Origin of the sequence: Microbacterium sp. LWH3-1.2, assembly GCF_040675855.1 — a bacterium.
Taxonomy (GTDB): Bacteria; Actinomycetota; Actinomycetes; order Actinomycetales; family Microbacteriaceae; genus Microbacterium.
Window position 1 is genome coordinate 2,462,908 of sequence record NZ_JBEGIK010000001.1, and the last position, 23,824, is coordinate 2,486,731.

Below are 23,824 nucleotides of genomic sequence, written 5' to 3' on the forward strand. Positions count from 1 at the left end.
CTCCTCGGGACGCGCAACCCGGGTGGTCGCGGCATCCCACCCTCGCAAAGGAGTCCGTGCGACGCCAATCCGGTTGCTATGGATCAGCTGTGGGCGAGGTCCGCCCCGACAGGCGCCTTGAGGTTCATGACCACCGCGGTCATGGCGGCCACGAGGGCTACGGCGAGCACCATGTGGATGTTGACCAGCACGATCGGAAGCCCTGTCCGCGCCTGCCACAGGCCGACGCCGATCTGCGCGACCTCGACGGCCAGGAGCAGCAGCGTCCACCGGCGGAGGCGCAGCGGCGGGGGAGTGCGCCACGAGCCCGCGACGAGCACGACGGTGAGGGCGAAGGTGAGGTAGCCCGGCCACGCGTGGATGTGCTGCATGAGCTCGGGGTCGAGCCCGTTGCGCGCCGCGCCCCCGTCGCCGGCGTGTGGTCCGGAGCCGGTCACGACGATGCCGACGACCACGGTGAGCAGCACGAAGGCGCTCGTGATGTGAGTCGCCACGGCGTACCAGCGGGGCACCGCCAGAGCGCGCGGCCCGGGCACCGCGTACACCCGCACGACGAGCGCTGCCGCGAGCGCGACGAGCAGCACCGAGGCGAAGTAGTGGAGGCCCACGACGTAGGGATTGAGCCCGGTGAGCACCGTGATGCCGCCGATGACCGCCTGCAGCGGCACGTAGAGACCGATGAGGAGCGACAGCCAGAACAGGTCGCGACGCTCGCGGCGCATCCGCACCACGAAGAAGAACGTGATGATCGCGACGGCGACCAGCACGAACGTCAGGAGACGGTTGCCGAACTCGATGAACCCGTGCACGCCGGACACCTCGGGAACGGGTACGAAGGAGTCCTCGCTGCAGCGCGGCCATGTGTCGCAGCCGAGCCCCGAGCCGGTGAGGCGCACCAGCCCGCCGGTGCCGACGATGCCGATCTGCACGACCAGTGTCGCCCAGGCCGCGGCGATCACCCGGCGGTCCACCTTGTCGGGAAGCCAGCGCCAGAAACGCCGCCAGATTTCCGGTGCCATGGTGGTGGTCTGCTGCGCGGACATGCTGATCGTCGCTTCCTGGGAGGTGCTCGGCGGCGCCGCACGCGGCTCGCGACGTGACGTCACGGCGCGGCCGGTAGGGGCCGGAGCCTGTAGAATCGAGGGGTCGGACGCGCATGCGCTTCACAGCGCCGCGCACCACTGACATTCTAGGCGCGATGGTCGGCGCCGCTTGAGAGGGCCCGAGAAGCGGCATCCCTCTCCGGTATCTCCACCGGGGAGCACGGATGCCGGGACGGATGACACCGCCAGGACCCGGAGGAGAACGAGACGATGTCTGATGTGCTGATCGATCGCCCTGAGCTGGAAGGCCTGGGCGTCTACGAGTTCGGCTGGCACGACGCCGACGCCGCAGGAGCGAGCGCCAGGCGCGGCTTGAGCGACCTCGTGGTGCGCGACATCTCGGCCCTGAAAGCCGAGCCGGAGTGGATGCTCAAGACCCGTCTCAAGGGTCTGCAGCTCTTCGAGCGCAAGCCGATGCCGACGTGGGGCGCGGACCTCAGCGAGATCGACTTCGACAACATCAAGTACTTCGTGCGGTCGACGGAGAAGCAGGCCGGCTCCTGGGAGGAGCTGCCCGAAGACATCCGTAACACGTACGAGAAGCTCGGCATCCCCGAGGCGGAGCGCCAGCGCCTCGTCGCGGGCGTGGCCGCCCAGTACGAGTCCGAGGTCGTGTACCACCAGATCCGCGAGGACCTGGAGCAGCAGGGCGTCATCTTCATGGACACGGACACAGCCCTGCGCGAGCACCCGGAGTTCTTCGAGGAGTACTTCGGCACCGTGATCCCCGCCGGTGACAACAAGTTCGCTGCGCTGAACACCGCCGTGTGGTCGGGTGGCTCGTTCGTCTACGTGCCGCCGGGCGTGCACGTCGAGATCCCTCTGCAGGCGTACTTCCGCATCAACACCGAGAACATGGGCCAGTTCGAGCGGACGCTCATCATCGCCGACGAGGGCTCGTACGTGCACTACATCGAAGGCTGCACCGCCCCGATCTACAAGAGCGACTCGCTGCACTCGGCCGTCGTCGAGATCATCGTGAAGAAGAACGCCCGCGTGCGGTACACGACGATCCAGAACTGGTCGAACAACGTCTACAACCTCGTCACCAAGCGTGCCGTCGCGCACGAGGGCGCGACGATGGAGTGGATCGACGGCAACATCGGCTCGAAGGTCACGATGAAGTACCCGTCGATCTTCCTGATGGGCGAGCACGCCAAGGGCGAGACCCTCTCGGTGGCCTTCGCCGGTCCCGGCCAGCACCAGGACGCCGGCGCGAAGATGATCCACATGGCGCCGTACACGCAGTCGTCGATCGTCTCGAAGTCGATCGCCCGCGGCGGCGGGCGCGCAGGCTACCGCGGCGAGGTCCGGGTCGACGCGAACGCGCACCACTCAGCCAACACCGTGCGCTGCGACGCGCTGCTGGTCGACACGATCTCGCGCTCCGACACCTACCCCGCGATCGACATCCGCGTCGACGACGTGCAGCTCGGTCACGAGGCCACGGTCTCGAAGGTCAGCGAGGAGCAGCTCTTCTACCTGATGAGCCGCGGCATGCCCGAAGACGAGGCCATGGCCATGATCGTGCGCGGCTTCATCGAGCCGATCGCGCGCGAGCTGCCCATGGAGTACGCGCTCGAACTCAACAAGCTCATCGAGATGGGCATGGAAGGATCCGTCGGCTAGATGAGCCCCACCACCGAGGCCCCCACCGTTCCCGGCGCGAAGGGCCACACCGATGGCGCCGGTGCCTTCGTACCCGTGCAGACCCGCTCCGAGCGACCCTGGTCGTACGACCCGAGCGCCTTCGCGGCGCCGACGGGCCGCGAGGTCAACTGGAAGCACACGCCGATCGCCCCGCTGCAGCCGCTGTTCACCGACGAGGCCGGACCCCACGGGGTCATCGAGGTCGACGTCGACGCCCCCGAGGGGCTCGTCCAGGAGCGCCTCGTCGTCGGCGCCGCGCCGCGCGGCGAGGTCTTCCGCCCCGAGGACCTGCCCAGCGCGATCGCGTGGAAGCAGGAGAGCGAGGCGCCTCTGCTGCGCATCCCGGCAGGCGCCGAATACGCCGAACCGATCGTCGTCTCGCTGAAGGGCACCGGCGGTCGGGCCCACGCGCACGTCGTGATCGAGGCCCAGGCGAACTCGCACGCGACCGTCGTCTTCCACCACACCGGCACCGCGCACCATGCGCAGAACGTCGAGATCATCGTCCGCGACGGTGCGCACCTCGAACTCGTCACCGTGCAGCGGTGGGACGACGACGCCGTGCATGTGGCTTCCCACCAGGCGCGCGTCGAGCGCGACGCGACCCTCCGCCACGTCGTCGTCAGCTTCGGCGGCGGCATCGTGCGCGTGAATCCGAGCATCGAGCTCGCGGGCACCGGATCGCGCGCCGAGCTCTACGGCCTCAGCTACTCCGATTCCGGGCAGCACCTCGAGAGCCAGGTCTACCTGCACCACAAGGGCGCGGAGACCTCGGGCGACGTGCTGTACAAGAGCGCCCTGCAAGGCGCCGCGGCGCGCACGGTCTGGATCGGCGACGTCCTCATCGGACCGGATGCCGTGGGCACCGACTCGTATGAGGCGAACCGCAACCTCGTCCTCACCGAGGGTGCCCGCGCCGAGTCGATCCCGAACCTCGAGATCGAGACGGGCGACATCCGCGGTGCCGGCCACGCGAGCGCCACGGGGCGCTTCGACGATGAGCAGCTGTTCTACCTGCAGGCCCGCGGCATCACCGAGGACGAGGCACGACGCCTGGTCGTGCTCGGCTTCCTCGCCGAGATCGTGCAGAAGATCGGTGTCGAAGATCTCGAGGCGGAGCTGTTCGCCGCGATCGAGGAAGAACTCGCCAAGGAGGCCGGTCTGTGACCGCTCAGCGCGTGTGCGCCCTCAGCGACCTCGTCCAGGACGAGGCGACCCGTGTCGAGGTGGACGGCGTGGCCATCGCCGTCGTACTCGACTCCAACGGCGAAGTGCATGCGATCGGCGACGTCTGCACCCATGGCGACATCTCGTTGTCGGAGGGGTTCGTCGACGGCGAATCGCTCGAATGCTGGGCCCACGGCTCGGCGTTCTCGCTGCGCACCGGCAAGCCCCTCAACCTCCCCGCGTATGAGCCGGTCCCGGTCTTCGCGGTCACCGTCGACGGCGATGACGTGCTCATCGACGCGACCGTCAAGCTCGAAGTGAACTGAAGAAGGTACTGAAGAATGTCTGTTCTCGAGATCCGCGACCTCCACGTGACGGTCGAGACGGATGCCGGCACCACGCCGATCCTCAACGGCGTGACGCTTACGATCCGCACGGGTGAGACCCACGCGATCATGGGCCCCAACGGCTCCGGCAAGTCGACGCTCGCGTACACGATCGCCGGACACCCCAAGTACAACGTCACGAGCGGCTCGATCTCGCTCGACGGCGAGGACGTCCTCGCGATGTCGGTCGACGAGCGTGCCCGCGCCGGCCTGTTCCTCGCGATGCAGTACCCCGTGGAGATCCCCGGTGTCACGGTGACGAACTTCCTGCGCACCGCGAAGACCGCGATCGACGGCGAGGCGCCCTCGATCCGCACGTGGACCAAGGACGTCAAGGCGTCGATGAAGAACCTCCGCATGGACCCGAAGTTCGCGTCGCGCAACGTCAACGAGGGCTTCTCGGGCGGCGAGAAGAAGCGTCACGAGATCCTCCAGCTCGAGCTGCTCAAGCCGCAGATCGCCGTACTCGACGAGACCGATTCCGGCCTCGACGTCGACGCGCTGAAGATCGTGTCGGAGGGCGTCAACCGCGCGAAGGCGGAGACGGACCTCGGCGTGCTGCTCATCACGCACTACACTCGCATCCTGCGCTACATCGCTCCCGATTTCGTGCACGTGATGGTCAACGGACGCATCGTCGAGGAAGGCGGCCCGGAGCTCGCCGACCGCCTCGAGAACGAGGGCTACGACCGCTTCCTGCCTGCGGGCGAAGTGGAGCCGGCCGAGGCCCCCGTCGGCAGCGAAGCGTAGGATCGAGCTATGACGGCGACGCTCACCCCCGAGAAGTACGACGAGGTGACCGAGGCTCTCAAGGACGTCATGGACCCCGAACTGGGGATCAATGTCGTCGACCTCGGCCTCATCTACGATCTCGCGTGGGACGACGAGAACGACGCGCTGGTGATCCACATGACCCTCACGTCCGCCGGGTGCCCGCTCACCGACGTACTCGAGGAGCAGACGGCTCAGGCGCTCGATGACATCGTCGAGCGGTTCCGCATCAATTGGGTGTGGATGCCGCCGTGGGGCCCGGAGCGCATCACGGACGACGGGCGCGACATGATGCGAGCACTCGGCTTCGCGATCTGACGCTTCATACGAGGACGCACAACGGCGGCCGCCCGGCCGCGCTCGTTAGGCTTTCCGGGTGAGCGTCACCGTCACCCCGCTGCAGGCCCTGCCCATCGACGAGCTGCGTCAGCGTACGAGCACGAAGTGGCGGAAGTACGGCGAGGACGTACTCCCGTTCTTCGTCGCCGAGACGGACTACGCCCTTGCGCCGGCGATCACCGAGGTGCTGACGCGCGCGGTGCAGCTCGGTGACACCGGCTACACCCCGCCGGAGCCTGGTGTGCGGGAAGCCTTCGTGGGCTTCGCCGAGCGGCGCTGGGGCTGGGATGTGGACCCGTCGCACGTGTTCTGGACCGGCGACGTGATGATGGGCGTCGTCGAGATCCTGCGCCGTGTGATCGAGCCCGGCGATCGTGTCGTGGTCATGCCGCCGGTGTACCCGCCGTTCTACGACACCGTCGAGGAGGCCGGCGGCGTCGTCGAGCGGGTGCCCCTCGTCGGGAGCGACGCCGGGTGGGAGATCGACCTCCTCGGCATCGAGGCGGCTCTCGCGGGCGGCGCGCGCGCTGTACTCCTGTGCAACCCGCACAACCCCACCGGCACGGTGCACGCGCCCGAGACGCTTTCGGCACTCGCCGACATCGCGGAGGGCTTCGGCGCGACCGTGATCAGCGATGAGATCCACGGTCCACTGACCTACGCGCAGAAGCCGTTCACGCCCTTCCTCGCCGCGTCCGGCTCCGCTCGGCGGGTCGGCTACGCCGTGACCAGCGCGAGCAAGACGTTCAACCTGGCCGGTCTCAAGTGCGCCGTCATGGTCGGCGGCGGCGACGCCCAGGCCCGGCAGCTGCGCGCCCTGCCCTGGGAGGTCGAGTGGCGCACGGGGCTGTTCGGCGCATTGTCGAATGTCGCCGCGTACTCGCCCGAGAGCGACGAGTGGCTCGAGAGCCTGCTGGCCGCCCTCGACGCCAACCGCCTCCTCCTGGCCGAACTACTCGCAGCGCACATGCCGCAGGCGCGGTACCTGCCACCCGATGCCGGCTTCCTCGCGTGGGTCGACCTCTCGGCGTACGGCTGGGGTGAGAATCCAGCCGTGAAGGTGCTCCGTGAGGCGAAGGTCGCCCTGCACCACGGGCCGCTCTTCGGTAGCGAGGGCAAAGGGCACGTGCGCATCAACTTCGGCTGCGATCCCGAGTTGCTCCGCGAGGCGGTGCAGCGGATCGGCGCACTTGCCCGCAGCTGACGCGGGGGCATCCGTTCGCCCCTGACCGTCTGCGGGAGGGGTTAGCCTGGCCGGATGACCTCCCCGGCCGCCGTCGATGAGGAAGCCCCCGGTATCTGGGGCGCGCGCTTCCTCTGGGTGACGGTCGGCGCCGTCTCGCTCATCTTCCTGGCGGCGATCCAATCGCTCGCCGTGACGACCGTCATGCCGGTCGTGAGCGCCGACCTCGACGGTGAGCGTCTCTACGCCGTGGCGTTCGCCGGAACTCTCGCGACGAGTGTCATCGGCATGGTGGGCGTCGGCGCCTGGTGCGACCGCGGCGGTGTGCTCGCCCCGCTCAGCTCCGCGGTCGCGCTCTTCGTCGTCGGCCTCCTCATCGCCGGCCTCGCCCTCACGATGCCGGTGCTCGTCGCCGGCCGCCTGGTGCAAGGGCTCGGCACCGGTGGGCAGACCGTGGCGCTCTACGTCGTGGTCGCGCGGGTGTACCCCGGCGCGATGCACGGACGCGTCTTCGCCGCGTTCTCGGCCGCGTGGGTCGTGCCGTCGCTCCTCGGGCCCTTCCTCGCCGGTGCGGTGGCCGAGTTCCTGCACTGGCGCTGGGTGTTCCTCGGCGTCGCGGCGCTCACCGTCGTCGCCTTCCTCCTGGTCGTGGCACGACTGCACGGGCTCGCGCTGCACACCGACGAACCCTCCACGGCTCGCGTCGGGCCACGTCTGGCGTGCGCGGTCGCGGTGGCCGTCGGCGCTCTCGGGCTCAGCATCGCTGGCGAGCTCGGGGCGTGGGCGTGGGCGGCGGTGGCGGCATCCGTGCTCCTCATCGGGCTGGCGTCACGGCCCCTGCTCCCGCGCGGAACCCTTCTGGCAGCGAGGGGCCTGCCGAGCGTCGTCCTGATGCGCGGGCTCATCGCCGGGGCGCTCTTCGGTGCGGAGATCTACGTGCCGTACCTGCTGATCGACGGCTACGGCTTCTCGCCGACGTGGGCGGGGCTGGGGCTCACCGCCGCCGCGATGGCGTGGGCGATCGCCGCCGACGTGCAGGGACGCTTCGGGGACCGCATGGGGAACACCCGCATCACGCTCGTCGGAACGGCGCTGCTCGTCGCCGCGCTGCTGATCGCTGCCGCGACGGCGCTCCTCGGACTGCCTGCCCCGGTGCTCATCGCCGGATGGAGTCTCGCCGGAGGCGGAATGGGCCTGATGTACCCGCGGCTGACCGTGCTCACCCTGGCGTACTCGACGCCGCAGAATCAGGGGTTCAACTCGTCGGCTCTGTCGATCTCCGACGCCGTCGGCTCGGCGTCCTCGATCGCGGTGATGGGCCTCGTCTTCACCGCCTTGGTGGGGACGGATGCCGGCTTCCCTGCGGTCTTCGCGATCGCCGTGGTGCTCGCGCTCGGCGCGCTCTTGCCGGGCCTCAGGCTCGGCCACGCGCACGAGGCCCCGCGGGCCTGAGTCAGTTCTCCGCGCGGCCGAGGCGCCAGTAGCCCATGAACGCGACCGCGCGGCGGTCGACGCCGCGTTCGGCGACGAGGTGGCGGCGCAGGGACTTGATCGCGCCGGCTTCCCCCGCCAGCCACGCGTACAGGCGTGCGCTCTTCAGCGCCGCCCCGCCCTTCGCCGTCCGCGGCACCTCCCACAGGATGTCGGTGTCGATATCGATCTCCTCGACGTCCGCGCCGGCGCCGGCAGGCACCAGGCGGGCCGCGGCATCCGTCACCGACTCCACCAGGTGCGCGTGACGCTCCCGGTCGCCCCGGGCTCCGAGGCGGTACTCGAACCCGGGATGCCGCGGGAAGTAGGCGGCGTCGTCGGCGTGCGGCAGTTCGACCGCGACCACTCCGGTGGCATCTCGGGGAAGCTGCTCGAGGATCGCGGCGATCGCGGGCGCGGCCGTCTCATCGCCGGCGAGCAGGATCGAGTCGACGCGCGCGGGGGGCACGAAGTCGATGCCGAAGCTCACGCCGCTGTGCGCGGCGGTCGGCGCGAAGATGAGCACCTCGTCGCCGACCTGGGCTCGGTCGATCCACTCCGACGCGGGGCCGATGACGTCGTGCGAGACCATGTCGACATCGACTTCGCTGAGGTGGTTGCGCACGTAGCGCGTGGTATACGTCCGGAACGGCAGGCGCTGCTCCTCGGGAAGTTCGCGCCACCGGGTGTACCAGTCGTCACCGGTCGGCATCGCGTCGAGCCCCAGAGCGCGCGTGGGGAACACGATCTTGATGCGCTGGTCGAGACCCGGATCGCCGTAGTCGCCGAGGTCGTCGCCGCCGAACGTGAAGCGGCGGAAGCTCGGCGTCACATCGGCGATGGCGGTCACCCGCGCACGGAAGAAGCGGTAGGGCACGTCGGTGTCGGTCATCTTCAGGCTCCTGTCGGCAGGGAGGAGGCGGGCTCGGCGAGCGGGGTCGCCGCGGCGGGTACCGGCGACACATGGTGCCGGCCCCGGGGGAGGACGATCGGCGAGCCCGACACGGGATCGGTCACGACGAGCGCGTCGAGGTCGAAGACCTCGCGGATCAGTTCGCCGGTCATGACGTCGCCGGGCGCGCCGCTGGCGACGACGCGGCCCGCGCGCAGTGCGAAGAGGTGGTCGGCGTAGCGCGCGGCGAGGTTCATGTCGTGCAGCACCATCACGATCGTGGTGCCGCGATCCCGGTTGAGATCCGTCAGGAGGTCGAGCACCTCGACCTGGTGCGCCACGTCGAGGAAGGTCGTCGGCTCGTCGAGCAGCAGGATGTCCGTCTCCTGCGCGAGCGCCATCGCGATCCAGGCGCGCTGACGCTGCCCGCCGGACAGCTCGTCGACCGAGCGATCGGCGAGTTCCTCGATGCCCGTCGAGGCGAGCGCCCGCGCGACGACCTCGTAGTCGTGCGAGCTCCAGCGCGCCAGCAGCTTCTGGTGCGGGTGGCGCCCCCGGCCCACCAGGTCGGCGACGGCGATGCCTTCGGGGGCGATCGGGCTCTGCGGGAGGAGTCCGAGCGTGCGGGCGATCTCTTTCGTCGCGCGGCCGTGCAGGGCCTTGCCATCGAGGATCACCTGGCCCTCGCGCGGTGCGATGAGGCGCGCGAGCGCGCGCAGGAGCGTCGACTTGCCGCATCCGTTCGCTCCCACGATCGCGGTGATGCGGCCGGGCGGGATCACGAGGTCGAGGCTCTCGACGATCGTGCGATCGCCGTACGACAGCGTCAGAGCCTGCGCGGACAGGCTGTGGGATTCGGTCATAGCGAGCCTCCGGAGCGGTTCGTCCTGATGAGGAGATAGATGAGGAAGGGAGCGCCCAGCACTCCGGTGACGACCCCGACCGGATAGCGGCTGTCGAACGCGAACTGTCCCAGGAGGTCCGACAGCTGCACCAGGAGCGCGCCGACGAGAGCCGAGGGCAGCAGCAGGGAGCCGCCGGGCCCGACGATGCGCGCCGCGATGGGCCCGGCCATGAACGCGACGAACGCGATCGGCCCTGTCGCGGCGGTCGCGAAAGCGAGCAGCGCCACGGCAGCGACGATGACGATCACCCGGGTGCTGTGCAGACGGATGCCGAGGCTCGCGGCCGCATCATCGCCGAGGCGCAGCACGTTCAGGTCTCGCCCCTTCGCCAGCAGCGCCGGCACGAGCACGACACTCGCGAGCGCGAGCGGGAGGACGGTGGACCAGCTCGCGCCGTTCAGGCTGCCGGTGAGCCACCGCATCGCGGCCTGCAGGTCGTACGCCGGCGCCTTCGAGAGCACATAGGTCACCGCCGCGTCGAGCATGGCGGCGACGCCGATGCCGATGAGGATCAGCCGCGTGCCCGCGAAGCCGCCCTTGTTCGAGAGGAGGTAGATGGCGAGCGCCGTCGCCAGGCCGCCCGCGACAGCGAGGATGGAGACAGCGGTCTCGCTCAGCGACAGGATGACGATGCCGAACACCGCAGCCGCGCTCGCACCCGCGGTGATGCCGATGATGTCGGGCGACGCGAGCGGGTTGCGCAGCATCGTCTGGAACGTCACGCCCGCGAGGCCGAAAGCGAAGCCGGCGAGGATCGCCAGCACCGCCCGTGGGAGGCGCAGCTCGCCGACCGTGAACGAGGCGCCGGGCACCGTCTCGCCGACCATGACGCGGACGACCTCGTCGAGCCCGTAGAACGTCTGTCCGATCATGAGGGACGCGACGAAGACCAGTGCCACGCCGACGGCGAGCGCCACCGTCACGACGGCGCGCCGGCCGCTGCGGCGGCGGCGGCCGGTGACGACGGCCCGCGCGGTGGGGCGGAGGAGGGTGGCGGAGCTCACAGTTCACGCACCTTCTGCCTGCGGACGATCCAGATGAAGCACGGGGCGCCGATGAGCGCGGTGAGGATGCCGACCTCGATCTCGTCCGGGCGCGCGATGACGCGGCCGACGATGTCCGCTGCGACGAGCAGCACGGCTCCCGCGACCGCGGAGAACGGGAGCAGCCAGCGGTGGTCGGTGCCGACCAGCAGGCGGCACAGGTGGGGGATGATCAGGCCCACGAAGGCGATGGGGCCGGCGATCGCCACCGCCGCACCGCACAGGATCACGGCGCCTGCCGAGGCGATCAGCCGCGTGCGCAGCACGTGTTCGCCGAGGCCGGTCGCAACGTCGTCGCCGAGTGCCAGAGAGTTCATGCCGCGCGCGCGCACGAGAGTGATCGCCGCGCCGATCGCGAGCACCGGCAGGATCGTCGCGATACGATCCCAGGTCGCGCCGCCGACCCCGCCGATCTGCCAGAAGCGGAAGATCTCGAGGAGGTCCACGCGGGGGAGGAGAACCGCGCTCACGAGCGACATGAACGCCGCCGACGTCGCCGCGCCGGCGAGCGCCAGTCTCAGCGGTGTGGCCCCGCCGCGGCCGAGCGAGCCGACCGTGTAGACGAAGACCGCGGCGCCGCCGGCGCCGATGATCGAGGCCGCGATGAAGGCGTAGGGGTCCGACATGCCGAAGAACGCGATGCCGACGACTACGGCGAGCGCGGCCCCGCCCGATATCCCGAGAATGCCCGGATCCGCGAGAGGGTTGCGGGTCACCGCCTGCATGGCGGCGCCCGACATCGCCAGTGCCGCGCCGACGAGGATCGCGAGCACGGTCCGGGGCACCCGCGCGACCACGGCGGCCTGCGCGACGCCTCTGGTGCCACCGCCGAGCCCCGCGACGATGTCGCCGAGCGCGACGTCGCGGACTCCGAAGGCGACGCTCGCGACGCACAGCATCGCGAGCACCGCGGACGCCACCGCGAGCCAGGCCAGTCGCACCGCTGCCGGACGCCGCAGGGATGCGGCATCCGGCATCGGCGTGCGCGTCTCGGTGACACTCACCCGATCGAACCCCCGGCCTTCGTCAGTCGGCGGTCAGGGCGTCGTCGAGCAGCGCGAAGTACTGGTCCACGCCCCAGCCGATCGACAGCGGCGACGGGTTGGCGGACGCTGCCAGCGGAGTCGCCTCCTCGAGGATGGCGATGCGGCCCTCGGCGATCGCAGGGATCTGCGACAGCAGCGGGTCGGCCTGCAGTTGCGCGATGATCGAGCCGCTCGCGTCGCCGTAGGTTACGAACACGTCGACGTCGGCGAAGCGGTCGGACTCCTCGGCGCTGACCGAGGTGTAGAACTCGACGCCGTCCGACTCCTCCTCCACGACGGCGGGCACCGGGAAGCCGAGGCCCTCGAGGAAGCCGGGACGAGTGTCGAGGCTCGTGTAGAAGCCGACCTGACTGAAGTCCGACGGATCGATGTAGGAGAAGAGCACGCGCGCGTCGGCGAGCTCGGGATAACCGGCGAGTGCGGCGTCGACCTCGCCGTGCAGCTCCTCGATCAGGGCGTCCCCCTCCTCCGAGAGGCCGAGCGCCTGCGAGTTGAGGCGGATCATGTCCTCGTAAGAGGTGCCCCACGCGACCTCCGGGTACGCGACGACCGGGGCGATCTTCGACAGCGTGTCGTACTCCTCCTGCGTGAGGCCGGAGTACGCGGCGAGGATGACGTCGGGCCGCGTGTCGGCGACGGCCTCGAAGTCGATGCCGTCGGTCTCGTCGAAGAGCACGGGCGTCTCGGCGCCGAGTTCCTCGAGCTTCTCCTCGACCCACGGCAGAACGCCGTCGCCGTCGTCGTCGCCCCACGTGACCTCGGCCATGCCGACGGGGACGACACCCAGCGCGAGCGGCACCTCCTGGTTCGACCACGCGACGGTCGCGACGCGCTCCGGCTTGGACTCGATGACCGTCTCGCCGTAGGCATGCTCGATCGTGACCGGGAAGCCGGCGCCCGACGCGGCGGCGGTGTCGTCGGTGTTGTCGGCGGCTGCGCTCGCGCATCCGGCGAGGGCGATCACGGCGACGGCGAGCGTCGCGGTGGCGGCGGCGGGACGGTTGAGGCGCACGGATTCCTCCGGGGATGTTAGGTAAGGGTGCCCTTAGCGAGGGCTGGGTAAGGCCAACCTTACCCAGCGATCTCCCAGATCGCGAATTCGGCGTGTCACCGTCCCGCGAACCACGAGGAGGGGCGCCCCGTATACTGGGAGGCTGGCCGATCGGCCACCTCCCCATCTCCATCGACGGATCGGACTTCCGCTGTGCTCGCCGTGCACGACCTCGAGATCCGCGTGGGCGCCCGCGTGCTCATGTCGGACGTCTCCTTCCGCGTGTCGGACGGCGACAAGATCGGCCTCGTCGGCCGCAACGGCGCCGGGAAGACGACGCTGACCAAGGTGCTCGCGGGTGACCTCATCCCCGCGGACGGCAAGGTCGAGCGCTCCGGTGAGCTCGGCTACCTGCCGCAGGATCCGCGTTCGGGCGACCCCGAGATGCTGGCGCGCACGCGCATCCTCGACGCCCGCGGACTCGGCACGCTCGCGATCGGGATGCACGAGGCATCTCTTGCAATGGGTGACGGCGACGAGGTGGTGGCCGCGAAGGCGATGCGCAGGTACGCCAATCTCACGGAGCGCTTCGAGGCGCTCGGCGGCTACGCGGCCGAGGCCGAGGCGGCATCCATCGCCCACAACCTCTCGCTGCCGGATCGCATCCTCGACCAGCCGCTCAAGACGCTGTCGGGCGGTCAGCGCCGCCGCATCGAACTCGCGCGCATCCTCTTCTCGGACGCCCAGACGATGATCCTCGATGAGCCCACCAACCACCTCGACGCCGACAGCGTCGTGTGGCTGCGCGAGTTCCTCAGGGGCTACAAGGGCGGACTCATCGTCATCTCGCACGACGTCGAGCTCGTCGGCGAGACCGTGAACCGGGTCTTCTACCTCGACGCGAACCGCCAGGTCATCGACGTCTACAACATGAACTGGAAGAACTACCTGCGCCAGCGGGTGGCCGACGAGGAGCGCCGCAAGAAGGAGCGCGCCAACGTCGAGAAGAAGGCCACCGTGCTGCAGCAGCAAGCCGCCCGTTTCGGCGCCAAGGCGTCGAAGGCCGCCGCGGCGCACCAGATGGTGGCGCGCGCCGAGAAGATGCTCGCGGGCCTCGACGAGGTGCGCCAGGAGGAGCGCGTCGCGAAGCTGCGCTTCCCGAAACCCGCACCGTGCGGCAAGACGCCGCTCATGGCCTCCGGGCTGTCGAAGTCCTACGGCTCGCTCGAGATCTTCACCGACGTCGACCTCGCGATCGACCGCGGTTCGAAGGTCGTCATCCTGGGGCTCAACGGCGCCGGCAAGACCACACTGCTGCGCATCCTCGCGGGCGTCGACGAGCCCGACACGGGGCAGCTCGAGCCCGGACACGGCCTCAAGATCGGCTACTACGCCCAGGAGCATGAGAACCTCGACGTCTCGCGGTCGGTGCTCGAGAACATGATGTCTGCCGCGCCCGACATCACCGCGACCGATGCCCGCAAGGTGCTCGGCTCGTTCCTCTTCACCGGCGACGACGTGCTGAAGCCGGCCGGCGTGCTCTCCGGCGGCGAGAAGACGCGTCTGTCGCTCGCGACGCTCGTCGTGTCGTCGGCGAACATGCTGCTGCTCGACGAGCCCACGAACAACCTCGACCCCGCCTCGCGCGAGGAGATCCTCGGCGCGCTCGCGCATTACGAGGGCGCAGTCGTGCTCGTCTCCCACGACGAGGGCGCCGTCGAGGCGCTCAACCCGGAGCGCGTGCTCATCCTGCCCGACGGCGTCGAAGACATCTGGGGTCGCGACTACGCCGACCTCGTCTCGCTCGCGTAGCCGAGGTCGGTCGCCGGGTCAGCGGCCGGCGGCGTCGAGCAGCGCGTCCTCGTCCTCTGCGTCGCGGTCGCGGCGACGGCGCGGTGCGGGCGGCGCGGGGGTGGCAGCATCCGTTCCGCCGTCCGCCTCGGCGTCCTCGCGACGATGGCGGCGTTCGGTGCGGATGACGTACCCGATGAAGACGAATCCCATCACGGCGAACAGGATCCACTGGATCGCGTAGGAGAGGTGGGGTCCGGGGTCGTCCGACGGCGGCTCGAGCGCGGCCGGCGCGGTCGCCGGCGCCGGGTCCTCCGACATCATGACCCCGTATGCGCTCAGCTCGAGCGCTTCGCCCGCGGCGGGCGAAAGCGTGTCGGCGATGAGCCCCAGGTTGACCGTCGGGACCTGTCCCTCGGGAGCCGAGCGGCCCGACGACGGCAGGGCCTCGCCCGGCCGCAGCCGCACGATCACGGTCGCCTCGCCGGACGGCGGCCCCGGTATCGCGTCCGGGACGGGCTGGTCCTGCCCCGGGGCCACCCAACCGCGGTCGACGAGCAGCATGCGTCCGTCGTCGAGACGGAAGGGCACGAGCACCTCGAAGGCCGAGGTTCCGCCGTGCGGCCGGTTGCGCACGAGGAGCTGCTCGGCGGCCAGGTACGTCCCGGTGAGGACCGCCGGGTGCCATTCATGCTGCGGCGAGAACTCGCCGTCGGGGGGAACGAGGTCGGACAGCGGCACGGGCGCGGCGTTGTAGTTCTCGGCGACGAGCGCGAGCTGCGCGGAGCGCTCCTGATTGCGCGTGAACTGCCAGTTCGACAGGAATGCGCACGCGATCGCGAAGACCACGGCGAGGGCGATGTAGATCGCCCAGCGGCCGGCGCGGGGGAGATTCTGCATGCTGACGGCGCGGGGGCTCATCGCGCGGCCTCCGTCGACGTGAGCGGTTCGACCGACACCGGGAAGTCGCGTGCCGCCAGGAACTCGCGCAGGTAGCCCACGTGTTCATCGCACGCGACCCAGGTCTTGCGGCGATCCTCCGAGTGGATGCGAGGGTTGCGCCAATCGATGCGCCAGCGCGCCGTGGCACGGCACCCTGCGCGCGAGCAGACCGCGTCGGGTCGGGCGTCGCTCATTCGGTGGGGTCCGCCTCGTCGTCGGCGGGCGGCCGCTTCTCACCGGGCCGCTCCTCGTCGCCGGTGATCGCCCGCGTCTCCTCGATGCGGATCACCGGCGTGTCAGTCGGGGCTGCGGTCGAGGGGGCGGCGGGGAGCGCGGGCTCCGGGTCCTCGCGGCGATTGCGCCGTGCCTCCTGCCCGACGTTCGCGGAGACGACCGCGATGTACGGGAGGAAGATCGCGGCCGCGCCGAAGACCCACGTGTACCAGCCGTACGGGGTGATGACCACCATGAGGATGAAGCACAGGACGCGGATGCCCATCGTGATCAGATACCGGGTCGAACGCGCGTCGACGTCGTCGCGCGGGGAACGCGGCAGGGATGTCGCCGACGGGGCGTGGCTCGAACTCTTCACGGTACTTCCAGGGTACGCCGGTTGCACCGCGGCATCGCCCCGGGAGCGTGTCCCGGGGCGATGGGTTCAGGAGCCGTAGCCGCTGTACGAGCCGTACTGCTGATACATCGAGGCGAAGAACGCGAAGAAGAGGATCGCCGCGATGATGCCGAGGATCGTGAGGCCCAGACCGACCCAGCCGACGATGGTGCCGGCGAGCGCCATCCCGCGCCCCTGCTCCCCGCTCGTCTTGAGCTGGTTGAGCGACATGTGTCCCGTGATCACGCCCACGATCGAGCCGATGAACGGGAGGATCACGAAGCTCGAGATCGATGCGATGAGCGAAACGATCGCGAGGGTGTTCGTCTTCGCCGGGGCGCCGTAGCCGTAGCTGGGAGCAGCGCCGTACGCGGGGGCGCTGCCGAAGGCCGGCGCCGCGCCGTACGCGGGGGCGCTGCCGTACGCGGGCGCGGCGGGCGCGCCGTAGGCCGGCGGGGGATAGGCGCCCTGGGCGGGCGGCGGATACGCGCCGGGGGCCGGCTGGGCGGGCTGATCCGCCGCCGGAGCGGGCGGGACCGGCGGATATGCGCCGGGCTCCGGTGCGGGGTTCTGCGGGGTGTTGTCGCTCACGGGGCGGCCTTTCTTCGATGTCTGGGACCAGAGTCCCAGCGGGGCCGCCGGGGTGTCAAACAGGCGGGCCGATCGGGGCTGCGCCGGTAGGCTGGTGCGGATCCGCCACAACCCCGGGAGTGTCACCATGTCCACCGATCGCGTCGTCCTCGTCACCGGCGGAAACCGCGGCATCGGCCGCGCCATCGCGGAGCGCTTCGTCGCCGAGGGCTACAAGGTCGCCGTCACCGCACGCTCCGGTGAGGGTCCCGAGGGAACTCTCACGGTGCGGGCGGACGTGACGGATGCTGCAGCCGTCGACGCCGCGTTCACCGAGGTGGAGAACACTCTGGGCCCGGTCGAGATCGTGGTCGCGAACGCGGGCATCACGAAGGACACCCTTCTGCTGCGCATGACCGAGGACGACTTCGACAGCGTCGTGTCGACCAACCTCGGCGGCGCGTTCCGCGTCGTCAAGCGCGCTTCGAAGGGCATGCTGCGCGCCCGCTGGGGCCGCGTCGTGCTGATCTCGAGCGTGGTCGGGCTGTACGGCTCGGCGGGCCAGATCAACTACGCCGCTTCCAAGAGCGCGCTCGTCGGCTTCGCCCGATCGCTCACCCGCGAGCTCGGCGCCCGCGGCATCACCGCGAACGTCGTCGCGCCCGGCTTCATCGAGACGGACATGACCGCAGAACTCTCGGATGAGACGCAGGCCGAGTACAAGAAGAACATCCCCGCCGGGCGCTTCGCGTCCCCGGACGAGGTGGCGGGCGTCGTGACATGGATCGCGTCGGACGACGCGGCCTACATCTCCGGAGCTGTGATCCCGGTCGACGGCGGCCTCGGCATGGGTCACTGACCCGCAGCACCCATCGAGATTCGACGGCCTCAGTGCCCGGCGACGGGCTCAGCGACCGGGGGTTGCGCGCGCTGAGCCCGTCGAGTTCAGCCGATCGCCTGGAGGATCGCCTCGGCGACCGCGCCCGGTCGCGAGAACTGCGGCCAGTGGCCGGTGGGGTCTCCGGGTGAACCGAGCTCGATGATGTCGAGGTGCTCGAGCGCGGCGAGCTCGGCCGCCCAGGGCGGCGCCGCCGCGATGATCTCGCGGACCTGAGCCGCCGGTACCGTTGCGGTGATCATCGTCGCGGGCACGGTGCGCCGCTTCTCGTCGGTGAGACGGATCGGATCGGTCGGCACCTTCTCGGGCACGGACTTCGCGCGGGCCGCAGCATCCGCTCGCGTCTGCGGATCGAGGTCGGCCACGTCAGACTCGTCGAAGAAGTCCCAGCCGGGGAAGGGGATCACACCCTCGACGACGGGGAACTCGGAGATCGAGCTGCCGTCTCCGGGTGGGAACGTGTCGAGGAACACGACACGCGCCACACGGCCGGGCCGGGCGTCGACGGCGCCGTAGACGACGTTGCCGCCACCGGAGTGCCCGACGAGGACGACGGGCCCGTCGAGGCGGTCGATCTGGGCGACGGTCGCCGCCACCCAGTCCGCGATGCCGATGCCGGCGGACTCGGTGCCGGCGGCACCGAGTCCGGGCATCGTGAGCGCGTGGGTGCGATGCCCGGCGGCTTCGAGAGCGGGGTCGACGTCGCCCCACGACGACGTGTCGAGCCAGAGCCCGGGAACGAGGATGATATGCATGCTCCGACGCTACCGACGGCGCCCGACATCGGGACGGACTGCGACAGGGTCCGCAAGCCGACGGTCTAAGGCAGCAGCGGGATGACCTCGGCGAGGTCGATCGGACCGACCACCACGTCGGCGCGCTCGCGCACCGCGGGCTTCGCGTTGAACGCGACGCCGAGCCCGGCGACCGCCATCATCTCGAGGTCGTTCGCGCCGTCGCCGATTGCGAGCGTGCGGCTGAGGGGCACATCGCGCTCGCCGGCCCATTCGCGGAGCGCGGCGGCCTTGCCCGCAGCATCCACGATCCCGCCGTCGACGGTTCCGCTCAGAGCGCCGTCGCTCGTCGCGAGGCGGTTGGCGCGCCACACGTCGACGCCGAGCTCTGGGGCGACGGTATCGAGGATCTCGTGAAACCCGCCCGACACGACGCCGACGGCGCCGCCGCGCTCGTGCACGGCCGCGACGAGTTCGCGCACACCCGGCGTCGGCTCGATGCGCGCGAGGACGCGCGCGAACGCCGTCACAGGCACGCCTTCGAGAGCTTCGACACGCGAGCGCAGGCTGGTTGCGAAGTCCACCTCGCCGCGCATCGCGGCCTCCGTCGCCGCGGCGACCTCCGCGCCGCGCCCCGCCTCGTCGGCGATCAGCTCGATGACCTCGTTGCGGATGAGCGTGGAGTCGGCGTCGAGCACGACGAGGAAGCGGGCGGGGGCGACAGGCATGCTCCCACGCTAGCGGGAGGCGGATGCCGTTCCCGCCGTGTGTCAGCGCTCGACGCGGAACCCCTTGCCGACGACGGTGATGCCGCTGTCGGTGATCGTGAAGCCGCGCGTGAGGTCCTTGTCGCGGTCGACACCGACCGTGGCGCCGTCCTCGAGGACGACGTTCTTGTCGAGGATCGCGCGGTGCACGCGCGCGCCTGCGCCGACCTGCACGTGGTCGAACAGCACCGAGTCGGTGATCGTCGATCCGCCGCCGGCCAGCGTCCATGGGCCCACCACGCTGCGCTCGAGATGCGTGCCGGAGAGCACCGAGCCGAGCGACACGATCGAGTCGATCGCGTTGCCGATGCGGCCGACCGAATCGCGCACGAACTTCGCGGGCGGGGAATTGACCGCCTGCGAGTGGATCGGCCAGTTCATGTTGTACAGATTGAACACCGGCAGCGTCGAGATGAGGTCGCGATGCGCGTCGAAGAACGAGTCGATCGTTCCCACGTCGCGCCAGTAGTAGCGGTCGCGGTCGGTCGAACCGGGCACGTCGTTGCGGTTCATGTCGTAGACGCCGGCCTCCCCGCGATCCACGAAGTAGGGGACGATGTCGCCGCCCATGTCGTGGTTGGACGTCGGCAGCTCGCCGTCTGATTCGACGGCCTCGATGAGCGCGTCGGTGTCGAAGATGTAGTTGCCCATCGAGGCGAGCACCTGGTCGGGCGCGTCGGTCAGACCGACCGCGTTCTGGGGCTTCTCCAGGAACTCGCGGATGCGCATCGGGTCGTCGGGGTCGACGTCGATGACGCCGAACTGGTTCGCCAGCGAGATCGGCTGACGGATGCCGGCGACCGTGGCCCGCGCGCCCGATTCGATGTGGGCGGCCAGCATCTGCCGGAAGTCCATGCGGTAGACGTGGTCTGCGCCGATCACGACGACGATGTCGGGCTGCTCGTCGTTGATGAGGTTGAGGCTCTGCAGGATCGCGTCCGCCGATCCCGAGAACCACCGCTTGCCGAGGCGCTGCTGCGCGGGAACCGACGCGACGTAGGAGTCCAGCAGAGCCGACATCCGCCAGGTCTGCGAGATGTGGCGGTCGAGGCTGTGGGACTTGTACTGCGTCAGCACCACGATCTGCCTGAGGCCCGAGTTGATGAGATTCGAAATCGCGAAGTCGATGAGGCGGTACTGCCCGCCGAACGGGACGGCGGGCTTGGCGCGATCCGCGGTCAACGGCATCAGCCGCTTCCCTTCGCCGCCGGCGAGGATGATTCCGAAGACCTTGGGGGCTGCTGGCATGGCACCCACCCTAGGGCCGGCGGGAGATTACGGGTACCCGTTACACGCGGGCGCCTGCGTGTATTAGGTTTCGTGCCATGCGCGTCGACATCGTGACCAAGGAGTACCCGCCCGAGATCTATGGTGGCGCCGGCGTCCATGTGACGGAGCTCGTGAAGGCGCTCCGCGCGAGCATCGACGTCAGGGTGCGGGCCTTCGGCGCCCCGCGCGAGGAGGAGGGCACCACCTCTTACAGCGTGCCCGCCGAGCTCTCCTCGGCCAATGCCGCGGTGCAGACGCTCGGCACGGATCTCGAGATCGTGACGGATGTCGCCGGCGCCGACGTCGTGCACAGCCACACCTGGTACGCGAACTTCGCGGGACACCTCGCGTCGCTGCTGCACGGGATCCCGCACATCGTGACGGCGCACAGTCTCGAGCCGCTGCGGCCGTGGAAGGCCGAGCAGCTCGGCGGGGGATACGCGGTCTCGAGTTGGATCGAGAAGTCGGCCTACGAGAGCGCCGCGGCCATCGTCGCGGTGAGCAACGGCATGCGCGAGGACATCCTCCGCAGCTACCCGTCGCTCGACCCCGAGCGCGTGCGCGTGATCTACAACGGGATCGACGTCGAGGCATGGCATCCGGTCGAGGATCCCGCGCTGCTGGCGGAGCTCGGGATCGACTCGTCGAAGCCCTCGGTGGTCTTCGTCGGGCGCATCACGCGGCAGAAGGGGCTGTCGTACTTCCTCCGCGCCGCCGAGCGCCTCCCCGCCGACGTTCAGGTGATCCTCGCCGCCGGCGCGCCCGACACGCCGCAGATCATGGCGGAGGTCGAAGGGCTCGTCCGTGGGCTGCAGGCGACCCGCGAGGGTGTGGTGTGGCTGGATCGGATGCTGTCGCGCCACGAGCTGTGCACGATCCTGAGCGCGGCGACGACCTTCGTCTGCCCGTCGGTCTACGAGCCGCTCGGCATCGTGAACCTCGAGGCCATGGCATGCGGCGCAGCCGTCGTCGGAACGGCGACCGGCGGCATCCCCGAGGTCGTCGTGGACGGCGTCACCGGCCGCCTCGTGCCGATCGATCAGGTGCAGGACGGCACGGGCACCCCGACCGATCCGGAGCAGTACGTGGCGGACCTCGCGCGCGTGCTCACGGACGTCGTGAGCGATCCGGAGCGCGCGAGAGCGTACGGTGTGGCCGGCCGGAAGCGCGCGACCGAGGACTTCAGCTGGCAGCGCATCGGCGATCAGACGGCCGAGCTGTACGCGGAGGTGGCCGGCGGCGGCCGATAGGCTGTCAGCATGCCCCAGGTGCTCGAGTTCTCCGACGTCGTCGTCCGCCGAAACTCCCGGAACATCGTCGATCACCTGGACTGGACGATCAACGACGACGAGCGCTGGGTGGTCCTCGGCCCCAACGGTGCCGGCAAGACCACGGTGCTCCAGATGGCAGACACGCTGCTGCACCCCACGTCCGGCGTCGTGACCATCCTGGGGGAGCGCCTCGGGCGCACCGACGTCTTCGACCTGCGGCCCCGGATCGGGTTCGCCTCGTCGGCGATGGCGCGTCGCGTGCCGCCGGAGGAGACCGTCCTCAACGTCGTCCTGACCGCGGCGTACTCGGTGCTCGGCCGCTGGCGCGAAGACTACGAGGACATCGACGAGCGCCGCGCGCTGCGCGTGCTGGCGGAGTGGAAGCTCGACCACCTCGCCGACCGCACGTTCGGCACCCTCAGCGACGGCGAGCAGAAGCGGGTCCAGATCGCCCGTGCCGTGATGACCGACCCCGAGCTGCTGCTCCTCGACGAGCCGACGGCCAGTCTCGACCTCGGCGCCCGCGAAGAGCTCCTCATCCTGCTCGGCGGCTACGCGCAGGCACCCACGACGCCCGCGATGATCATGGTCACGCACCACGTCGAAGAGATCCCCCTCGGATTCACCCACGTGCTGCTGCTTCGCGACGGCCAGGCGGTGGCGGCCGGTCACATCCGCGAGACCCTGACCGCCGAGGCCCTGACCGACACCTTCGGAGTTCCGATCCGCCTCAGCGAAGAGGGCGGTCGATACGCCGCCCGCGCCGCGCACTGAGCGCCGGAGCTGCCGGTTCGGCGTCCGCGCCGGAGACTGGTAGAATCTCTCTTTGGTGCATTCGCACCCCAGACTTTGACCGCCCTGGCAAAATCCAGGGCACCATCCTCAAAGGACCATCATGAAGACTGACCTCCACCCGGACTACCAGGCCGTCGTGTTCCGTGACCTCGGCTCGGGCGAGACGTTCCTCACCCGCTCGACGGTGACCAGCGACAAGACGATCGAGCTCGACGGCGTCGAGTACCCCGTCATCGACGTCGAGATCTCGTCGGCCTCGCACCCGTTCTACACGGGCAAGCAGCGCATCATGGACTCGGCCGGTCGTGTCGAGAAGTTCAACCAGCGCTTCAAGAACTTCGGCGGCTCCAAGTAAGCAGCTCCGCCCCGAAGACCCCGCCACCGGCGGGGTCTTCGCGTTTCCGGGGGCGGCATCAGCGGATGGGCCAGCGCCCGTCGAGCCGGTCGTCGGGGTCGAGTCGCCCGATGCGGATGAAGTACTCGGTGAGGCTCTCGGCTTGCGCCCGGGCCCAGCCGATCTGGCGCGTGTGCAGTTCGTGCACGGTCTCGGGCAGCCACGGCGCGAAGCACTCGGCGAGCGCCTGGGCGACGCGGCCCGCTGCCACTGCGTCGGCCGACGCCTCGTGCGCGGCCTCCAGCGGCACGGCGTAGTGGGCCGCGACCACCTCGAGGGTGCGCTTGCCCTTGCGCCACCGGTCGTATGCCTTGTCGACCACGAGAGGGTCGATGACGGGCGACGGGTTCTCGATCGGCGTGACGCCGTGCCGCAGCGACTCGTGTTTGAGCAGCGAGAAGTCGAACGGCGCGTTGTACGCGACGACCGGGACGCCTGCGTCCAGCAGCGCGCTCACCGCCGCGACCACTTCGCCGACGACCTCGCCGGCCGGCCGGCCGTCTGCGCGTGCGCGCGCCGTCGAGATGCCGTGGATCGCACTCGCGCTCTCGGGGATCTCGACGCCGGGGTCGGCGAGCCAGTCGTGTGCACGCATGAGGCGGCCCGAGGCGTCGAGCAGACCCACGTGGGCCGTCACGATGCGGTCGGCGGTGACATCGATGCCCGTTGTCTCGAGGTCGAAGACGCCCACCATGCGTACCCAGTCCGGCACATCCCACAGCGGCAACTGTTCGGGGTGCGGGCGGCTCATGCCGTTCACGGTATGCGTCGCCTCCGACATCCGACCGGAGGCGCTCCGCGCACAGCCGGGCATCGGGGAGTCCTCGTAGACTCGAC

Annotated in this window: 26 protein-coding genes; 12 read left to right on the top strand and 14 right to left on the bottom strand. The window is 70.0% G+C overall.

What is annotated here, in order from left to right:
- Window positions 1-83 precede the first annotated feature (83 nt).
- Window positions 84-1,043 carry a COX15/CtaA family protein gene (locus tag MRBLWH3_RS11400; RefSeq protein ID WP_363431864.1) on the bottom strand — a complete coding sequence of 320 codons (960 nt, stop codon included), beginning with the start codon at window positions 1,041-1,043 and terminating at the stop codon, window positions 84-86.
- 270 nt (window positions 1,044-1,313) lie between these two features.
- Here MRBLWH3_RS11400 and sufB point away from each other — a divergent pair, with 270 nt between their 5' ends.
- From sufB to MRBLWH3_RS11435, 7 genes are read left to right on the top strand one after another with little or no spacing between them, the layout of a single operon-like run.
- Window positions 1,314-2,732, top strand: coding sequence for a Fe-S cluster assembly protein SufB (gene sufB / locus MRBLWH3_RS11405; RefSeq protein WP_116193622.1), 1,419 nt, complete (start codon window positions 1,314-1,316; stop codon window positions 2,730-2,732).
- Window positions 2,733-3,920 (top strand): Fe-S cluster assembly protein SufD, encoded by a 1,188-nt coding sequence (gene sufD / locus MRBLWH3_RS11410; protein ID WP_363431868.1) that lies wholly within the window; start codon window positions 2,733-2,735, stop codon window positions 3,918-3,920.
- Entirely contained in the window at window positions 3,917-4,246 is a 330-nt protein-coding gene (locus MRBLWH3_RS11415) for a non-heme iron oxygenase ferredoxin subunit (protein WP_045298814.1), read from the top strand. Before sufD ends, MRBLWH3_RS11415 begins: the two co-directional genes overlap by 4 nt.
- A gap of 15 nt (window positions 4,247-4,261) precedes the next feature.
- On the top strand, window positions 4,262-5,056 hold the full coding sequence (gene sufC, locus MRBLWH3_RS11420; protein ID WP_363431871.1) for a Fe-S cluster assembly ATPase SufC: 795 nt from the start codon (window positions 4,262-4,264) through the stop codon (window positions 5,054-5,056).
- 9 nt (window positions 5,057-5,065) lie between these two features.
- Window positions 5,066-5,395, top strand: coding sequence for a metal-sulfur cluster assembly factor (locus MRBLWH3_RS11425; RefSeq protein ID WP_045298811.1), 330 nt, complete (start codon window positions 5,066-5,068; stop codon window positions 5,393-5,395).
- A gap of 58 nt (window positions 5,396-5,453) precedes the next feature.
- Entirely contained in the window at window positions 5,454-6,620 is a 1,167-nt protein-coding gene (locus tag MRBLWH3_RS11430) for a MalY/PatB family protein (protein WP_363431874.1), read from the top strand.
- A 54-nt stretch (window positions 6,621-6,674) separates the two neighbouring features.
- Window positions 6,675-8,051: an MFS transporter gene (locus MRBLWH3_RS11435; RefSeq protein WP_363431877.1), complete on the top strand. Its 1,377-nt coding sequence runs from the start codon at window positions 6,675-6,677 to the stop codon at window positions 8,049-8,051.
- 1 nt (window position 8,052) lies between these two features.
- Here MRBLWH3_RS11435 and MRBLWH3_RS11440 read toward each other — a convergent pair whose 3' ends face one another.
- From MRBLWH3_RS11440 to MRBLWH3_RS11460, 5 genes are read right to left on the bottom strand one after another with little or no spacing between them, the layout of a single operon-like run.
- The gene (locus MRBLWH3_RS11440; RefSeq protein WP_363431879.1) at window positions 8,053-8,961 is read right to left on the bottom strand and encodes a siderophore-interacting protein; all 909 of its coding nucleotides are present in this window, start codon (window positions 8,959-8,961) and stop codon (window positions 8,053-8,055) included.
- Window positions 8,962-8,963: 2 nt separating this feature from the next.
- Window positions 8,964-9,824, bottom strand: coding sequence for an ABC transporter ATP-binding protein (locus MRBLWH3_RS11445; protein ID WP_363431882.1), 861 nt, complete (start codon window positions 9,822-9,824; stop codon window positions 8,964-8,966).
- A complete protein-coding gene (locus MRBLWH3_RS11450; RefSeq protein ID WP_363431884.1) occupies window positions 9,821-10,870 on the bottom strand; it encodes a FecCD family ABC transporter permease in 1,050 nt (349 codons plus the stop codon). Before MRBLWH3_RS11450 ends, MRBLWH3_RS11445 begins: the two co-directional genes overlap by 4 nt.
- Window positions 10,867-11,886, bottom strand: a complete 1,020-nt coding sequence (locus tag MRBLWH3_RS11455; protein WP_363435471.1) for a FecCD family ABC transporter permease — start codon at window positions 11,884-11,886, stop codon at window positions 10,867-10,869. The genes MRBLWH3_RS11450 and MRBLWH3_RS11455 overlap by 4 nt, the downstream gene beginning before the upstream one ends.
- Window positions 11,887-11,935: 49 nt before the next feature.
- Window positions 11,936-12,967, bottom strand: a complete 1,032-nt coding sequence (locus MRBLWH3_RS11460; protein ID WP_363431887.1) for an iron-siderophore ABC transporter substrate-binding protein — start codon at window positions 12,965-12,967, stop codon at window positions 11,936-11,938.
- A gap of 192 nt (window positions 12,968-13,159) precedes the next feature.
- Here MRBLWH3_RS11460 and MRBLWH3_RS11465 point away from each other — a divergent pair, with 192 nt between their 5' ends.
- Window positions 13,160-14,758, top strand: a complete 1,599-nt coding sequence (locus MRBLWH3_RS11465) for an ABC-F family ATP-binding cassette domain-containing protein (RefSeq protein ID WP_363431890.1) — start codon at window positions 13,160-13,162, stop codon at window positions 14,756-14,758.
- Between the two features lie 18 nt (window positions 14,759-14,776).
- Here the strand turns inward: MRBLWH3_RS11465 and MRBLWH3_RS11470 are convergent, their stop codons facing one another.
- The 4 genes from MRBLWH3_RS11470 to MRBLWH3_RS11485 form a co-directional block, all read right to left on the bottom strand.
- Window positions 14,777-15,658, bottom strand: a complete 882-nt coding sequence (locus MRBLWH3_RS11470; RefSeq protein ID WP_363431893.1) for an SURF1 family protein — start codon at window positions 15,656-15,658, stop codon at window positions 14,777-14,779.
- Window positions 15,655-15,873 carry a hypothetical protein gene (locus MRBLWH3_RS11475; RefSeq protein WP_363431895.1) on the bottom strand — a complete coding sequence of 73 codons (219 nt, stop codon included), beginning with the start codon at window positions 15,871-15,873 and terminating at the stop codon, window positions 15,655-15,657. The genes MRBLWH3_RS11470 and MRBLWH3_RS11475 overlap by 4 nt, the downstream gene beginning before the upstream one ends.
- Window positions 15,870-16,271, bottom strand: a complete 402-nt coding sequence (locus MRBLWH3_RS11480; RefSeq protein WP_363431897.1) for a DUF3099 domain-containing protein — start codon at window positions 16,269-16,271, stop codon at window positions 15,870-15,872. The genes MRBLWH3_RS11475 and MRBLWH3_RS11480 overlap by 4 nt, the downstream gene beginning before the upstream one ends.
- 66 nt (window positions 16,272-16,337) lie before the next feature.
- Window positions 16,338-16,880, bottom strand: a complete 543-nt coding sequence (locus MRBLWH3_RS11485) for a DUF4190 domain-containing protein (RefSeq protein ID WP_363431900.1) — start codon at window positions 16,878-16,880, stop codon at window positions 16,338-16,340.
- Between the two features lie 127 nt (window positions 16,881-17,007).
- On the opposite strand from MRBLWH3_RS11485, the gene fabG reads away from it, so the two are divergent.
- Window positions 17,008-17,718, top strand: coding sequence for a 3-oxoacyl-ACP reductase FabG (fabG, locus tag MRBLWH3_RS11490; protein WP_363431903.1), 711 nt, complete (start codon window positions 17,008-17,010; stop codon window positions 17,716-17,718).
- Between the two features lie 86 nt (window positions 17,719-17,804).
- Here fabG and MRBLWH3_RS11495 read toward each other — a convergent pair whose 3' ends face one another.
- The 3 genes from MRBLWH3_RS11495 to MRBLWH3_RS11505 form a co-directional block, all read right to left on the bottom strand.
- Complete coding sequence (locus tag MRBLWH3_RS11495; protein ID WP_363431906.1) at window positions 17,805-18,512, bottom strand: alpha/beta fold hydrolase; 708 nt, start codon at window positions 18,510-18,512, stop codon at window positions 17,805-17,807.
- Window positions 18,513-18,577: 65 nt separating this feature from the next.
- Entirely contained in the window at window positions 18,578-19,219 is a 642-nt protein-coding gene (serB, locus tag MRBLWH3_RS11500) for a phosphoserine phosphatase SerB (RefSeq protein WP_363431908.1), read from the bottom strand.
- 42 nt (window positions 19,220-19,261) lie between these two features.
- Window positions 19,262-20,506 carry a glucose-1-phosphate adenylyltransferase gene (locus MRBLWH3_RS11505; RefSeq protein ID WP_363431911.1) on the bottom strand — a complete coding sequence of 415 codons (1,245 nt, stop codon included), beginning with the start codon at window positions 20,504-20,506 and terminating at the stop codon, window positions 19,262-19,264.
- A gap of 77 nt (window positions 20,507-20,583) precedes the next feature.
- Here MRBLWH3_RS11505 and glgA point away from each other — a divergent pair, with 77 nt between their 5' ends.
- The 3 genes from glgA (at window position 20,584) to MRBLWH3_RS11520 (ending at window position 22,948) form a co-directional block, all read left to right on the top strand.
- Window positions 20,584-21,777 carry a glycogen synthase gene (gene glgA / locus MRBLWH3_RS11510; protein WP_363431914.1) on the top strand — a complete coding sequence of 398 codons (1,194 nt, stop codon included), beginning with the start codon at window positions 20,584-20,586 and terminating at the stop codon, window positions 21,775-21,777.
- Between the two features lie 9 nt (window positions 21,778-21,786).
- Window positions 21,787-22,572 (top strand): ABC transporter ATP-binding protein, encoded by a 786-nt coding sequence (locus MRBLWH3_RS11515; RefSeq protein ID WP_363431916.1) that lies wholly within the window; start codon window positions 21,787-21,789, stop codon window positions 22,570-22,572.
- Between the two features lie 121 nt (window positions 22,573-22,693).
- A complete protein-coding gene (locus MRBLWH3_RS11520; protein ID WP_045302322.1) occupies window positions 22,694-22,948 on the top strand; it encodes a type B 50S ribosomal protein L31 in 255 nt (84 codons plus the stop codon).
- 58 nt (window positions 22,949-23,006) lie between these two features.
- On the opposite strand, the gene MRBLWH3_RS11525 is transcribed toward MRBLWH3_RS11520, so the two are convergent.
- Window positions 23,007-23,738, bottom strand: coding sequence for an exonuclease domain-containing protein (locus MRBLWH3_RS11525; protein ID WP_363431918.1), 732 nt, complete (start codon window positions 23,736-23,738; stop codon window positions 23,007-23,009).
- Window positions 23,739-23,824 lie beyond the last annotated feature (86 nt).

Excerpts from the sequence above, each read along its gene's own strand:
- MRBLWH3_RS11400 (WP_363431864.1), bottom strand. The coding sequence starts at position 1,043 with ATGTCCGCGCAGCAGACCACCACCATGGCACCGGAAATCTGGCGGCGT.
- sufB (WP_116193622.1), top strand. The coding sequence starts at position 1,314 with ATGTCTGATGTGCTGATCGATCGCCCTGAGCTGGAAGGCCTGGGCGTC.
- sufD (WP_363431868.1), top strand. The coding sequence starts at position 2,733 with ATGAGCCCCACCACCGAGGCCCCCACCGTTCCCGGCGCGAAGGGCCAC.
- sufC (WP_363431871.1), top strand. The coding sequence starts at position 4,262 with ATGTCTGTTCTCGAGATCCGCGACCTCCACGTGACGGTCGAGACGGAT.
- MRBLWH3_RS11425 (WP_045298811.1), top strand. The coding sequence starts at position 5,066 with ATGACGGCGACGCTCACCCCCGAGAAGTACGACGAGGTGACCGAGGCT.
- MRBLWH3_RS11435 (WP_363431877.1), top strand. The coding sequence starts at position 6,675 with ATGACCTCCCCGGCCGCCGTCGATGAGGAAGCCCCCGGTATCTGGGGC.
- MRBLWH3_RS11440 (WP_363431879.1), bottom strand. The coding sequence starts at position 8,961 with ATGACCGACACCGACGTGCCCTACCGCTTCTTCCGTGCGCGGGTGACC.
- MRBLWH3_RS11445 (WP_363431882.1), bottom strand. The coding sequence starts at position 9,824 with ATGACCGAATCCCACAGCCTGTCCGCGCAGGCTCTGACGCTGTCGTAC.
- MRBLWH3_RS11455 (WP_363435471.1), bottom strand. The coding sequence starts at position 11,886 with ATGCCGGATGCCGCATCCCTGCGGCGTCCGGCAGCGGTGCGACTGGCC.
- MRBLWH3_RS11470 (WP_363431893.1), bottom strand. The coding sequence starts at position 15,658 with ATGAGCCCCCGCGCCGTCAGCATGCAGAATCTCCCCCGCGCCGGCCGC.
- MRBLWH3_RS11475 (WP_363431895.1), bottom strand. The coding sequence starts at position 15,873 with ATGAGCGACGCCCGACCCGACGCGGTCTGCTCGCGCGCAGGGTGCCGT.
- fabG (WP_363431903.1), top strand. The coding sequence starts at position 17,008 with ATGTCCACCGATCGCGTCGTCCTCGTCACCGGCGGAAACCGCGGCATC.
- MRBLWH3_RS11495 (WP_363431906.1), bottom strand. The coding sequence starts at position 18,512 with ATGCATATCATCCTCGTTCCCGGGCTCTGGCTCGACACGTCGTCGTGG.
- serB (WP_363431908.1), bottom strand. The coding sequence starts at position 19,219 with ATGCCTGTCGCCCCCGCCCGCTTCCTCGTCGTGCTCGACGCCGACTCC.
- MRBLWH3_RS11505 (WP_363431911.1), bottom strand. The coding sequence starts at position 20,506 with ATGCCAGCAGCCCCCAAGGTCTTCGGAATCATCCTCGCCGGCGGCGAA.
- glgA (WP_363431914.1), top strand. The coding sequence starts at position 20,584 with ATGCGCGTCGACATCGTGACCAAGGAGTACCCGCCCGAGATCTATGGT.
- MRBLWH3_RS11515 (WP_363431916.1), top strand. The coding sequence starts at position 21,787 with ATGCCCCAGGTGCTCGAGTTCTCCGACGTCGTCGTCCGCCGAAACTCC.
- MRBLWH3_RS11520 (WP_045302322.1), top strand. The coding sequence starts at position 22,694 with ATGAAGACTGACCTCCACCCGGACTACCAGGCCGTCGTGTTCCGTGAC.
- MRBLWH3_RS11525 (WP_363431918.1), bottom strand. The coding sequence starts at position 23,738 with ATGAGCCGCCCGCACCCCGAACAGTTGCCGCTGTGGGATGTGCCGGAC.